The 13,186-nt window shown below is 45.8% G+C and carries 10 protein-coding genes; 2 read left to right on the top strand and 8 right to left on the bottom strand.

Annotation, left to right across the window (positions count from 1 at the left end):
• Window positions 1-67: 67 nt before the first annotated feature.
• The 3 genes from CBX98_RS01735 to CBX98_RS01725 all read right to left on the bottom strand — a co-directional run bounded on the left by CBX98_RS01735 (window position 68) and on the right by CBX98_RS01725 (window position 2,530).
• The gene (locus tag CBX98_RS01735) at window positions 68-727 is read right to left on the bottom strand and encodes an OmpA family protein (protein WP_005377956.1); all 660 of its coding nucleotides are present in this window, start codon (window positions 725-727) and stop codon (window positions 68-70) included.
• 217 nt (window positions 728-944) lie between these two features.
• Complete coding sequence (locus tag CBX98_RS01730) at window positions 945-1,640, bottom strand: DUF2786 domain-containing protein (RefSeq protein ID WP_005395879.1); 696 nt, start codon at window positions 1,638-1,640, stop codon at window positions 945-947.
• Between the two features lie 209 nt (window positions 1,641-1,849).
• A complete protein-coding gene (locus CBX98_RS01725; protein ID WP_109168450.1) occupies window positions 1,850-2,530 on the bottom strand; it encodes a DUF3334 family protein in 681 nt (226 codons plus the stop codon).
• Window positions 2,531-2,794: 264 nt separating this feature from the next.
• On the opposite strand from CBX98_RS01725, the gene CBX98_RS01720 reads away from it, so the two are divergent.
• The gene (locus CBX98_RS01720; protein WP_109168449.1) at window positions 2,795-5,830 is read left to right on the top strand and encodes an FAD-binding and (Fe-S)-binding domain-containing protein; all 3,036 of its coding nucleotides are present in this window, start codon (window positions 2,795-2,797) and stop codon (window positions 5,828-5,830) included.
• A 73-nt stretch (window positions 5,831-5,903) separates the two neighbouring features.
• Window positions 5,904-6,365 carry an isoprenylcysteine carboxylmethyltransferase family protein gene (locus tag CBX98_RS01715; protein WP_109168448.1) on the top strand — a complete coding sequence of 154 codons (462 nt, stop codon included), beginning with the start codon at window positions 5,904-5,906 and terminating at the stop codon, window positions 6,363-6,365.
• A 110-nt stretch (window positions 6,366-6,475) separates the two neighbouring features.
• Here the strand turns inward: CBX98_RS01715 and CBX98_RS01710 are convergent, their stop codons facing one another.
• From CBX98_RS01710 to hutI, 5 genes are all read right to left on the bottom strand, one after another.
• A complete protein-coding gene (locus CBX98_RS01710; RefSeq protein WP_109168447.1) occupies window positions 6,476-7,201 on the bottom strand; it encodes a DUF3581 domain-containing protein in 726 nt (241 codons plus the stop codon).
• A gap of 337 nt (window positions 7,202-7,538) precedes the next feature.
• The gene (hutH, locus tag CBX98_RS01705) at window positions 7,539-9,074 is read right to left on the bottom strand and encodes a histidine ammonia-lyase (RefSeq protein WP_012841910.1); all 1,536 of its coding nucleotides are present in this window, start codon (window positions 9,072-9,074) and stop codon (window positions 7,539-7,541) included.
• A gap of 11 nt (window positions 9,075-9,085) precedes the next feature.
• Window positions 9,086-10,783: a urocanate hydratase gene (gene hutU, locus CBX98_RS01700; RefSeq protein ID WP_005395885.1), complete on the bottom strand. Its 1,698-nt coding sequence runs from the start codon at window positions 10,781-10,783 to the stop codon at window positions 9,086-9,088.
• Window positions 10,784-10,856: 73 nt separating this feature from the next.
• On the bottom strand, window positions 10,857-11,867 hold the full coding sequence (gene hutG / locus CBX98_RS01695; RefSeq protein ID WP_047008649.1) for a formimidoylglutamase: 1,011 nt from the start codon (window positions 11,865-11,867) through the stop codon (window positions 10,857-10,859).
• Window position 11,868: 1 nt separating this feature from the next.
• Window positions 11,869-13,119: an imidazolonepropionase gene (gene hutI / locus CBX98_RS01690; RefSeq protein WP_109168446.1), complete on the bottom strand. Its 1,251-nt coding sequence runs from the start codon at window positions 13,117-13,119 to the stop codon at window positions 11,869-11,871.
• Window positions 13,120-13,186: the final 67 nt, after the last annotated feature.

Here is a 13,186-nt window from a genome sequence, read left to right as displayed (position 1 = left end):
AGGCCTAACGATTATTGTTAGGCCTGCTCCGGTAATTTTTTATTATTACCGCTATGGTGCAACCAAATTACTTCAGTGGCAAGATCTGGATTTCAACACGACGGTTGCACGCACGACCTTCAGAAGTTTGGTTTGAGCAAATTGGGTTACGTTCGCCGTAGCCGCGTGCAATTGCACGACCAGGTGCAACGTTTTGAGATACTAGGAATTGACGTACGGACTCTGCACGGCGCTCTGACAACGTTTGGTTGTATGACTCACTGCCTGTGCTATCCGTGTAACCGTCGATAACAAGGCTGGTATCTGGGTATTCAACCAAGATGCGAGCAACACCGCGTAGCGTATTATGAATGCTAGCATCAAGCTGGTAAGAGCTTGAAGAGAAGCCGATACCATTTTCCATACGCAGTAAAAGCTGGTTCTCACCAACACGCTGAACTTGTACACCAGAGTTTAGTAAAGCGCGACGCAATTCTGCTTCTTGTTGGTCAAAGTAGTAACCAACGCCAGCGCCAGTCGCCCCGCCAGCTGCCGCACCAATGAGCGCATGCTGACGGCGTTCTTTAGCGTCATCGCCCGTTGCTAGACCGATTGCTGCACCAGCGATAGCACCAATAAGCGCGCCTTGCGTGGTTGAGTTAGTTTCGTATTCACCCGTTGTTGCATTTTGGCGTTGAGTGGCTTGACAGCCAGTAAGAGCTAGCACTAGAGCTAGTGCAATAGGCATCTTTTTCAAGGGAAAATCTCCGTATAAAACTGAGGCGAAACCATGCCTCATAATGGGATGCGAATTATGAATAAGTAAGCATTGATATTTGTTATGAGAAAGTAAGATTGATAAGAGTTTCTGTAAGAAAATTCTTATCGTTACTATCACAACTTCAAAAAGTAGGTCCCAATAACATTGGAATATTGGAACCTACGTCAATCAATTGCTGCTCTGGTTATTTCGATGGATTGCCCAACATTTTACGCGCTTGCTCGCCGCCAACACCACGGTTAACGGAGACTCTTCTACCTTTTTTCAAGCCCACTTCGTAGTCTTCGGTTAGGTTTTTCATCGCTTCTTTCAGTTGCTTCTTGAAGGTTTCGCGGTCAATGTTTTGGAATTCTTTATCAATATAATCATTGATTTTGTTGGCCGACTCTTCGTCTGGAGAAATGACTGGAAGTTTCTCTATCGCGCCCTCTACCCAGCCAGATACAAAAGAGTTCACGCGGCGAGTCACTTCTTGAGAAGAGGTGCCCGTACCTGCGAAACTATTTCGGAATTGTCCGGTACTTTCGTTCATCTCGCGATAAATAATATCGAAAGCAAATGCAGCAAAAATCGCGCGATCTGCTTCACCGATAAACTCGACACGTTTGAGCCCTTTGTGATTCAACAACACCGCTTCAACACCGAATTTAGTGTTAATGCCGCGAATCACTCGCAATATGGTAGAACTGATATTCGCTGGTAGTAGGTGGGAAGACTGTGTTTTCCCCATTCTGATAAACTCAATATCGTCCTTATCCAGACCATATTTGAGCATGAGGCGATGTGCCATTTTGATAGCATTGGCAGCCTCATTAACATTAGCGGAATTGCCCAGTTCTAAGCACTTGGCGATTTTTTTCAGAGCTTTTTGTTTATCCATCGACAACCAGTAACGAAAGCAGAAAATTTATGAAGTCAGACATATTACCTTTTTTGACATAAAAACGAAATACAAGGTGGGAGTGAAGGTGGTTTATGGACATAAAAAGAAGCCCCGCGGAAGGCGAGGCTAGGCGTTTTAGTTCGTCATAATCAGTATGAAGTCGTACTTGTGTCTAAGAAGCCATTCTTCATTAAGATTAGTTGGAATTACAATCCGAGCTGGTTGAGTAAATCATCGGCTTCATCGTTTGAACTCGACGATTTAGATTCTTTCTCAGCCATATTTTTACGTGTTGCTTCTAAAATATCGTCTGGATTTTCGTCTTCTGCGATTTCAAACTCTTCTAGTTGGATGAACTCAGTTTTGTCCATCGCTAACTCCAGATAGAAAATGTTGTTATTTTCGGTGGAGAACGTCACTCGGCGAGCTTGAGGGCGGTCAAGGTTGGTATCAACTTGTAAGATGACTTGCTTATTCAGCGCCATCATTTTTGGCTGGTTTTGTGTGATGTTCGTTTGCAGCTCTTTACGAATTTTATTGGTGAAATCTCCAACCAGTTGGTTCATTAGTTCACCCAGAACATCTCCTACCTCGTCAGAAGTATGAGATATTGCCAGTTCTTCTTCTGGCATACCCATATTACGCATGTAGTTGGTGTAGATCTCTAATGCGGCTTTTGCCGTAAAATTAATTACGACCAGCCCGGTAAACCCGCCATCAAACAGAACAAAACAGCCAAAATCTGGCTTGAGGCTAGTCTTGTGGATTTTTTGCACCATTGCAGAGTAATTTACTTGAGAAGATGTCGCTGAAGTAAGGACGCCAGAAACAGACTGGCAAAGTTTGAGAAGAATATCTTCAGTGGTCACAATTTTATTTTTTTTCATTCTGAAAACTCATCTAGAAACGCGATTCGTTCCCCAATGTAAGGCATCAAGCGTGAAAAAATAAAGCATAAGTTTAATTATTGTATCGAGATTCTGATTTGCTCGTCTTTTTAAATGTTGTAAAGTGACGAAATTCAAAGAATATTACTTCACTTACTCTTTTGTGGTGTTTTGTTTCGCTGAACGCCAACTTGTATGAGAAGTGAGCAAATAATTACATAACCCGCAGCTGATCGGATTCAGCGTCGTAGGGGCAGGAAGCAAATGTTACCAAGATTACACTCGCAAACTGATGTCGATCCTCTTGTTCTTAGTTTTCTGAAAGAGCTTGAGCACGCTGGATTCACTGGTGATATCGAAAGCCAATATTCAAGCCGACTAGCGGTTGCCACTGACAACAGTGTTTACCAGCAACTTCCTCAGGCAGTCGTCCATCCTAAAACGACAGAAGATGTTTCTCTCCTCGGGAAACTGAGCAATAAAGAAAAGTACGAACGAATTACCTTTTCACCTCGTGGTGGCGGCACAGGGACCAATGGTCAGTCGCTAACCAAAGGTATTGTGGTGGATATGTCTCGCCACATGAACAAAGTACTTGAGGTTAATGAGAAAGAAGGCTGGGTTCGTGTACAAACTGGTGTAGTGAAAGACCAGTTAAATGATGCGGTTCGCCCTTACGGTTACTTCTTCTCTCCAGACTTATCTACCAGTAACCGTGCAACGATTGGCGGCATGGTCAACACCGATGCTTCTGGTCAAGGTTCTCTGAAATACGGAAAAACATCCGATCATGTTTTGTCGCTACAAGCGGTGTTTGCTGATGGCTCAGTTTTAGAATCAGATCTGTCCAACGGCTACCCCGAAGAAGGCGAGTTTGCTGCCAAGGCGCTACGAGTAACGGAATCCGTATGTCGTGAAAAACGCCAGCAGATCGTGGATAAATTTCCTCCTCTCAACCGCTTCCTAACGGGCTATGACTTAAAGAACGCGCTAGATGAAGACGATGATCGTTTCGAGATCACACGAGTGTTGTGTGGTGCGGAAGGTTCATTGGCATTTATTACCGAAGCGAAGCTAAATCTGACGCCAATTCCGAAAGCACGTACTTTGGTTAACGTTAAATACAACAGCTTTGACTCTGCGCTCCGTAATGCACCGTTGATGGTCGAAGCGAAAGCGCTATCTGTAGAAACCGTTGACTCGAAAGTGCTTAATCTCGCGAAGCAAGATATCGTCTGGCACACCGTGAGTGATTTGCTTACCGATGTTCCAAATAAAGAGATGCTTGGCATCAATATGGTGGAATATGCAGGTCAGGACGAAGAAGAAGTTGCAGCGCAGGTTGCAGCGCTGACCGCCAAGCTCGATACCATGCTGGAAACAGAAGAAGCGGGCATCATCGGTTACCAAGTCTGTAACGATGTAGCGAGTATCGGGCGTATTTACAACATGCGTAAAAAAGCGGTGGGTTTGTTAGGCGCAGCAAAAGGCCGCGCTAAACCGGTCGCATTCGCTGAAGATACCTGTGTGCCACCAGAAAACCTGGCGGACTTCATTGTAGAGTTTCGAGAACTGTTAGACAGCAAGTCTCTGAATTACGGCATGTTTGGTCACGTCGATGCCGGGGTGCTTCACGTACGTCCTGCGTTGGATTTGTGTGACCCGCACCAAGAAGCATTGATGCACGAAGTTTCTGATGAAGTGGTTAAGCTGGTGGCGAAATACGGCGGTTTGATGTGGGGTGAACACGGCAAAGGTTTCCGTTCAGAATATGGCCCTGATTTTTTCGGTGATGAGTTGTTTACTGAGCTGAGACGTGTGAAGGCGGCATTCGATCCACACAACAAAATGAACCCGGGCAAAATCTGTACGCCGCTTGATAGTGATGCAGAGCTAGTAAAAGTTACCGATACCAAACGTGGTTACTTCGATCGTCAGATTGACGTTCAAGTACGTGACAGCTTTAAGCAAGCGATGGAGTGTAACGGTAACGGTTTGTGTTTTAACTACGATACCAGCTCGCCAATGTGTCCATCGATGAAAGTAACAGCCGATCGTCGTCATTCACCGAAAGGTCGTGCGGGTTTGGTTCGCGAGTGGTTGCGTCAGCTCACTGAACAAGGCATTGATATTCTTGACTTAGAAAAGCAAACGCTAGAAAACAAAACATCAATCAAAACCATGATTGACCGCGTACGTCATTCTATCAATCGTCGTCACGAATACGATTTCTCCCACGAAGTGTATGAAGCGATGAATGGTTGTTTAGCGTGTAAAGCGTGTGCGAGCCAGTGTCCGATTAAAGTCGACGTTCCGAGTTTCCGCTCACGCTTTTTAAACATTTATCACTCTCGTTACCAACGTCCAGCAAAAGATTATCTGGTTGCGAACATAGAGACTATGCTGCCGATGATGGCGAAAGCGCCAGGTGTCGTAAACGGTGTTTTGAAGCAGTCGTGGGTCAAGAGCTTAACGGCTTCAACAGTTGGGTATGTCGATGCGCCGTTGTTATCAGTACCTACATTGAAACAACGAGTAGAGTCGCTGACAACGCCTTATGATCTGCAAGCGCTCAGCGGTTTGTCTTCGTCTGAAAAGAGCAAGCATGTTTTAATTGTTCAAGACCCATTCACTAGCTACTACGACGCCGATGTTGTAGAAGACTTCGTTAAATTATTGAAAAAGCTGGGTATGCATCCGGTGCTTCTGCCATTTAAGCCGAATGGTAAAGCACAACACATTAAAGGCTTTCTACGTCAGTTTAAGGATACAGCAGCCGATACAGCGAAGTTTTTGGCGATGGTAGCGGATCTGGATATTCCATTAGTTGGTGTCGACCCTGCATTGGTGCTGTGTTATCGAGATGAATACGCTGAAGTACTTGGCAGTAAGCGAGGTGATTTCGATGTACTAACGGCCCACGAATGGCTTTACCCAAGACTAGAAGCGTTTGAAAGCGGAGAGCATAACGCGCAGGAACCTTGGTATCTGTTTGCGCACTGTACTGAAAAAACCAAAATGCCGAATGCGGAAAAAGAGTGGGGCGCTATTTTTGCTCACTTTGGTGCGGTTTTAAATACGGTACCGGTTGGTTGTTGTGGTATGGCGGGTACGTTTGGTCACGAGGTCGATAAGTTGTCGATGTCGAAAGACATTTACAATTTAAGCTGGAAGCCAAGCTTAGATAAGTTAGATAACGAGAGATGTTTGATTACTGGCTACTCTTGCCGCAGCCAAGTGAAACGCTTTGAAGGAACAAAGCCCAAACATCCCGTTCAGGCGCTGTTAACTTTGATATAATCACATCAAATTAAGCCCAGTTTTACTGGGCTTTTTTAGAAGTCACATACAACAATTTCAAAGGATATGAATCTTGAGAAAACTTGAACTCAAAGTCCCACCTGTTGCGGTGTTTTTGTTGGTCATACTACTCATGTATGGACTGACAGTTCTGGTGCCGAGCCTGAATATTAGCGTGCCCTTTGTCGAGGTTGTGGTTGGCGGACTAACTTTGCTCTCTGGTTATATGGGCATTGCTGGTGTGTATGAATTCCATAAAGTAAAAACGACGGTTAACCCTGTAAAGCCTGACACGGCCTCTTCCGTGGTGAGAACTGGCGTATTTGCTTTTTCGCGCAACCCGATGTATATGGCGCTACTGCTTCTAATCATTGCAATTGGTTTGTGGTGGCAGCATTTGAGTGTGGTGCTTTGTGGCGTCGTATTTGTCAGTTATATGAATCGATTTCAAATCAAGCCAGAGGAACGTGTTCTAGAGCGATTGTTTGGTGAAGAGTATATGGATTACAAAAACCACGTCCGCCGCTGGATCTAAGCATTGCGTTTAGTTTTATTTGGATGAGACATAAAAAGAAAGCCCAACGATCGACGTTGGGCTTTCTTTTAGTAAACACGTTTTTTGAGCGCTTCTGATAGGGCAGTCGATTAGGCTGCCTTAACGAACTTTGCTAGGAATGCATCCTTACGTTCATTGAAACGGCGTACAAGATCGTCAACCGCTTCTTGGTCATATGGCTTCAAGCCGCTTGCAACCATGCGTTTGATGCCTTTGCCAACGACTTCACCGTCTTCTTTGAACGCAAAGTTTAAGGTGACTATCCCACGTTTGCCTTCCACGTCGAACGTTGCGCCAGTGAAATCCACTTCAGGATGCGTAAGGTCTAAGCGTGAAAATTCAACTTCCATGCTTTCATAAATAACCAATGGACGTTGGCAGTTGATCATCATTTGCTTCTCTTCCATAAGAGGAACCATGATGTGAGGGAAGTTCATGCCAGAGAATTGCACGTAATTTGTTACGACATGCTCAATAAATGCGGGATCGTGGTTAGTCTCACCTTCACGGGACATGTGTAAGTATTCTTTACCTGCCTCGTCAACAACGGCGCTTTCTTTTTCACACTTATTTTCAATATGAAGTGCTACACCATCGCTTACCATGCCAGAGAAGTTAAAACGCATCTTTTGGCTGATGCCTTCTTTACTAAGAAGCACTGCAAAAAGTAAGTCCCCAGGGACACAAAAGCGTTTGTTGTCTTCATCGTGGATTGGGTTGTAGTCACCTGCGACACGTTTTGCAAAGTGGCTTGCTTGTTCGCGAGTGAACTGAAACTGGTGATTAGTGTTTGAAAAATAAGGTGTTAGAAACATAATTTTTACGTAGTAACCAAAACTGTGTGGGATTATATGCGAATATCTGCGTAGCAATGGTCCATCCAGTGAAAACTTCACCGTATCCTAACAATAAGACACTATTTCGGCGGATAAATCGTTAAAAACGCATACTTTAGCAACGCTTTTATTTGTGAAAGCAATAAACAGCGACTTTATTACGTCGGCTATTTTTAAAAGTATAGCAATAACAATATGCAAGTGTTCATAAAGATCGCTGGGAATACGTTTAATGAGGAGATAAAAAAGCTCCACGCGAAACGTGGAGCCTTCAAATTATCATCCGGTTTTTAGATTAAGTGCTGGTAATGCTGGATTACTGAACACTTGGTAACAGACTCTCTGGCATGAGCGTGTTGTGAATAGCCAGCTTAAGCAGAGTATTGGCCTGTTCAATGTCCGGCGCAAAGTAACGATCTTTATCGTAGAACGATACTTTTTCACGCAACATTTGTTTGGCAATCTCGATACGCTCAGAGGACTTGTTTGGTGCTCTAAAGTCTAGGCCTTGTGCTGCTGATAGGTATTCGACCGCTAGAATACCGCGAGTGTTTTCTCCCATTTCTTTCAATCTGCGAGCCGCGAAGGTTGCCATTGAAACGTGATCTTCTTGGTTTGCTGATGTTGGCAAGCTGTCTACTGACGCTGGGTGAGCGAGCGTTTTGTTTTCGCTTGCTAGCGCAGCAGAGGTGACTTGGGCAATCATGAAACCAGAGTTCACACCACCATTATCGACTAAGAACGGTGGTAATTTTGATAATGCGCTATCGATAAGCAATGCCATACGACGTTCAGACAGGCTGCCGATCTCAGCAATCGCCAGTGCTAGGTTGTCAGCTGCCATTGCAACAGGCTCAGCGTGGAAGTTACCGCCAGAGATGATGTCGTCATCTTCAGCAAACACCAATGGGTTATCTGATACGGAGTTTGCTTCTACTTGCAATACTTCTGCAGCGTTGCGGATTTGCTGCAAACACGCCCCCATTACTTGAGGCTGACAGCGCAACGAATACGGGTCTTGCACTTTTTCACAGTTAGTATGCGAATCACCAATGTCACTTGATGTATCCAATAGATGACGGTAGGCCAGTGCTGCGTCCATTTGGCTGCGATGACCACGTACACGGTGAATGCGTGGATCGAATGGACGTCGGCTGCCGAGAGCGGCTTCGACAGACATTGCGCCACATACTGTAGCCGAAGCGAAAAGATCTTCCGCGATAAACAGACCTTCTAATGCGAACGCTGTTGATGCCTGGGTACCATTTAGCAGCGCTAAGCCTTCTTTCGGCGCCAGAGTTATGGGTTCTAGACCTGCGATTTTTAACGCTTCTTGCCCAGAAATGATGTTACCGTTGTGACGAGCTTGTCCTTCACCTAGTAATACTGTGCTCATGTGGGCCAGAGGAGCTAAGTCACCTGATGCGCCAACAGAGCCCTTTTTAGGTACACAAGGGTAAACTTGTGCGTTAACTAGGTCGGTCAGCATATTAATGACTTTTAGGCGAATACCAGAAAAACCACGAGACAGACTATTGATTTTCAATACCATCATCAGACGAACCGTTTCGTCTGACATAAACTCACCGATACCTGCCGCATGAGAAAGAACGATACTGCGTTGCAGAGTTTCTAAATCTTCTGGTGCTATTCGTGTGTTAGCCAATAGACCAAAACCAGTGTTAATTCCGTAAACCGTTCTATCTTCCGCGATGACACGATCCACGACTTGCGTGCTTTCTTCAATGGCCGGAATGGCTTCAGGATCCAAAGTAAGGTTGACTGGTGAACGGCTCACTTGGCGTAGTTCGTTTAAGCTAATATGACCTGGCTTTAGCGTTAAATTTAACATCTCTTTCATCCTTACTTGAGCTTCTTCAGTTCTTCGTTGAGCATTGGCAAATCTAGCCCTTGCTCTGCTGCACATTGTTTAGCAATATCGTATCCCGCATCAGCATGACGCATCACGCCTGTTGCTGGGTCGTTATGCAGCACGCGGGCAATACGTTTTGAGGCATCTTCACTGCCGTCACAGCAGATAACCATACCTGAGTGTTGCGAGAAGCCCATACCTACGCCACCACCGTGGTGCAGTGAAACCCAAGTTGCGCCGCCCGCCGTATTGAGTAGTGCGTTTAATAGTGGCCAGTCTGATACGGCGTCAGAACCGTCCATCATGCCTTCTGTTTCTCGGTTCGGGCTTGCAACGGAGCCAGAGTCTAAGTGGTCACGACCAATGACAACAGGCGCCTTAAGTTCGCCATTTTTCACCATTTCGTTGAATGCTTGACCAAGACGCTCACGATCTTTAAGACCAACCCAGCAAATACGCGCAGGTAAACCTTGGAACTGGATGCGCTCGCGAGCCATATCTAGCCAGTTATGTAAGTGCGGATTATCTGGAATTAGCTCTTTTACTTTTTGGTCGGTTTTATAAATGTCCTCAGGATCGCCAGAGAGAGCAGCCCAACGGAAAGGACCGATACCTTCGCAGAATAGTGGGCGAATGTAGGCTGGAACAAAGCCAGGGAAATCAAATGCGTTTTCTACGCCTTCTTCCAAGGCCATCTGGCGGATGTTGTTACCGTAGTCGAGTGTTGCGGCGCCGCGATTTTGCAGCTCTAACATCGCTTGAACTTGCACTGCCATGGATTTTTTCGCTGCTTTTACGACCATTGCTTCATCTTGCAAACGCATTTCTGCTGCGTGAGACATGCTCCAGCCTTGTGGTAAGTAGCCATTGAGCGGGTCGTGTGCAGATGTTTGGTCTGTTACTACATCAGGCGTGATATTACGTTCTACCAACTCAGAGAAAACGTCTGCTGCATTACCTAGTAGACCAACTGATACTGGTGTGTCTGACTCTTTGATGATAGCAAGCGCTTCATCTAAAGATGTCGCTTTCTTATCGACATAGCCTGTACGTAGGCGGTAATCGATACGCGATTCATCACACTCTACCGCAATCATGGAGAAGCCAGCCATCGTACCGGCTAGAGGCTGAGCACCACCCATACCACCAAGACCGCCAGTTAGAATCCATCGGCCTTTTGCTTCGCCGTCAAAGTGCTTTTTCGCAACAGATACGAATGTTTCGTATGTGCCTTGGACGATGCCTTGTGAGCCAATGTATATCCAGCTGCCAGCGGTCATTTGGCCGTACATCATCAAGCCTTGTTTATCGAGCTCGTTGAAGTGTTCCCAGTTTGCCCAATGCGGAACAAGGTTTGAGTTTGCAATTAGCACTCGTGGGGCATTTTTATGAGTAGGGAAAACACCAACAGGCTTGCCTGATTGAACTAAAAGCGTTTGGTCATCTTCGAGTCTTTCAAGTACTTCAACAATCTTGTCGTAACATTCCCAGTTTCGTGCTGCACGGCCAATGCCGCCATATACAACCAGCGAATGTGGATGTTCTGCAACATCAGGATCGAGGTTGTTCATCAGCATGCGAAGAGGGGCTTCGGTTAGCCAAGATTTTGCGCGCAGTTTATCTCCGTGAGGTGCACGAATTGTTCTGCTTGTATCAAGTCGTGGATCTTGTCCCTGGCGCTGTGTCATTTCAGACTCCTTTAGTTTCTCGTGATGACCAAGTACTTGCTTGGTCGTAATAATAAGTGGCATCTAGGATGCGTTATGGTTTGTGTTGCTTTTCCGCCATCGCGTTGGCGATATCCCAACACAAACGGGCAGCTAAGCGTGCAGTTTGACTATCGACGTCATAATTAGGGTTGTATTCGGCGATATCAGCCAGCATGAGCTTATTTTTGTAATGAAGAATTCGATCTAAAAATGGTGCAATTGTGTCGTAACTTACTCCTCGAGCCGCAGGGGCGCTGACCCCAGGTGCTGTTGCCGCAGGAAATACATCCAGATCAATGGTCAAATAGAGGTAATCACAGTCGTCAATAAAATGTTGAAGCTGAGTTAAGTGATAACTGTGGTTTAGGTAACAAAGCTGATTGTCTTCTACATACCAAACATTTAACGCATCTGCTTTTTCAAACAGCGCTTTAGTGTTGCTACTGCGGCTTACGCCAATGCAAGCGTAATGAAAGTCCCAATCATTGCGTTGGCAAAAATGATGAATTTGGTTGAAGGGAGTGCCAGAGCTTGGTTTGATGTCGGCGATGCTGCTCTCGAATGCGCGTAAATCGAAATGCGCATCGAAATTGATAATGCCGATTTTAGGCTTCTTCTCTGGATAGTGCGCTTTAAAATACTCCGCTAAGCCGGAAAACGAGGCCCACGCAATCTCATGCCCGCCACCTAACACGATGACAGGCGTATGAGGCAGTGCGCTTGAAATGGTTGCCGCACATAGAGATTGGCTCTCTTCCAGTAAGTCGTCTTCGCACACCACGGTGCCTAAGTCATATAGTGGGACGTCTTGGTGCCATGCTAAATTAGCGAGTGCTCGTCGGATTAAATCTGGCGCTTTTTTCGCACCAATGCGTCCTTTGTTTCTGGCTACGCCAGCGTCGGTAGCAAAACCCAGTAATGAGACGCCATGCGCAACGCCCCCCAACTCATCTGCTTTCTGGCGTTGAACCACGTGATGAATTCGCTGGCCAAGTTTGCCGTCCTCGGCATCATGACGGCCTTGCCAATGAAATAGGGGAGAGTGTAAGTCGAATTGAGACATATTATTGGCCTCCGTGTGAAATGTATTCACCATTTACTATACGACCTACCAGACGTTTTGCTCCGACTTGATAGCTTAAATCTGCAGGGCTTTCGATATCCCAGATAGAGAAGTCCGCATCAAACCCTACTTTGATGGTGCCACGTGAGTTTTGATAACCCAGAGCTTTGGCTGCATGTTGCGTTACACCACGCAGTGCTTCTTGCGGTGTAAGGCGAAATAGTGTGCACGCCATATTCAGCATGAGTGTGAGATCAGAAAACGGTGATGTACCTGGGTTGACGTCCGTAGCAATTGCCATCGGCACGTTATACTCTCTCAACAACTCAATCGGTGGTAACTGAGTTTCTCTTAGAAAATAAAAAGCGCCAGGCAGTAGAGTGGCGACAGTGTTTGAGCGAGCAAGTGCTTTAACACCTTGCTCATCTAAAAACTCGATGTGATCCGCTGACAAACCGTTGTATTGAGCAGTGAGGGCTGTACCACCGAGATTCGAAAGTTGCTCTGTATGCCCTTTAACCTTTAAGCCGTGGCGTTTTGCAGCTATAAACACTTTTTCTGTTTGTTCAAGATTGAAACCAATCGATTCACAAAAAACATCGACACTCGTGGCTAACTCTTCCTTTGCGACGACAGGGATTATGTCCTGACAAATGTGCTCAATATAGTCATCTGCACGGCCTTGGAACTCCGGCGGAATGGCGTGAGCGGCAAGAAGTGTAGTGGTGATTTTAACTTTGCGCTCTTGTTCAAGCATTTTGGCTGCACGGAGCATTTTTACTTCATCATTCAGTGTCAATCCGTAGCCTGATTTCACTTCGACAGAAGTGACGCCGCTCGCGAGTAGCCCGTCTAAACGTGGCAACGCTAACTCAACTAATTGCGCTTCGGTTGCTGAACGCGTCGCATGCACCGTTGAAAGTATCCCACCGCCTTGTTTGGAAATTTCTTGATATGGCACGCCGTTTAAGCGCATTTCAAATTCGTTGGCACGATTGCCCGCGTAAATAAGATGAGTGTGGCAGTCGATCAAACCTGGCAGAACTAACTTGCCTTGAAGGTCGATACTCTGAGCGTAATGTTGGGCAGACAGCAGAGACTCAGTTTGCGGTTCGTCTTCACCAATTGCACAGGTGCTGATCGCAACGATTTTTCCAGATTGAATGCCAATACGAGCAGGAGACGTTGGCAGATAACCGCGCTCTCCCGGTTGCATGGTGACCAGACGTGCGTTTTCAATCAGCAAATCCATGTTTGTGTCCCTGTGTTTATTTGTATCATTAAATGTATATACAAATAAATAGAGCAAAATAAGAATA

It is taken from the genome of Vibrio sp. T9 (assembly GCF_003123985.1).
In the GTDB taxonomy this organism is placed as follows: Bacteria; Pseudomonadota; Gammaproteobacteria; order Enterobacterales; family Vibrionaceae; genus Vibrio; species Vibrio diabolicus.
Note: the sequence above shows the minus strand (reverse complement) of the source record. Positions and strands in the feature narration are given on the sequence as shown.

Coding starts and splice junctions, on each gene's coding strand:
- CBX98_RS01725 (WP_109168450.1), bottom strand. CDS start 2,530: ATGAAAAAAAATAAAATTGTGACCACTGAAGATATTCTTCTCAAACTT.
- CBX98_RS01720 (WP_109168449.1), top strand. CDS start 2,795: ATGTTACCAAGATTACACTCGCAAACTGATGTCGATCCTCTTGTTCTT.
- hutI (WP_109168446.1), bottom strand. CDS start 13,119: ATGGATTTGCTGATTGAAAACGCACGTCTGGTCACCATGCAACCGGGA.
- hutG (WP_047008649.1), bottom strand. CDS start 11,867: ATGTCTCAATTCGACTTACACTCTCCCCTATTTCATTGGCAAGGCCGT.
- CBX98_RS01710 (WP_109168447.1), bottom strand. CDS start 7,201: ATGTTTCTAACACCTTATTTTTCAAACACTAATCACCAGTTTCAGTTC.
- CBX98_RS01730 (WP_005395879.1), bottom strand. CDS start 1,640: ATGGATAAACAAAAAGCTCTGAAAAAAATCGCCAAGTGCTTAGAACTG.
- hutU (WP_005395885.1), bottom strand. CDS start 10,783: ATGACACAGCGCCAGGGACAAGATCCACGACTTGATACAAGCAGAACA.
- hutH (WP_012841910.1), bottom strand. CDS start 9,074: ATGTTAAATTTAACGCTAAAGCCAGGTCATATTAGCTTAAACGAACTA.
- CBX98_RS01735 (WP_005377956.1), bottom strand. CDS start 727: ATGCCTATTGCACTAGCTCTAGTGCTAGCTCTTACTGGCTGTCAAGCC.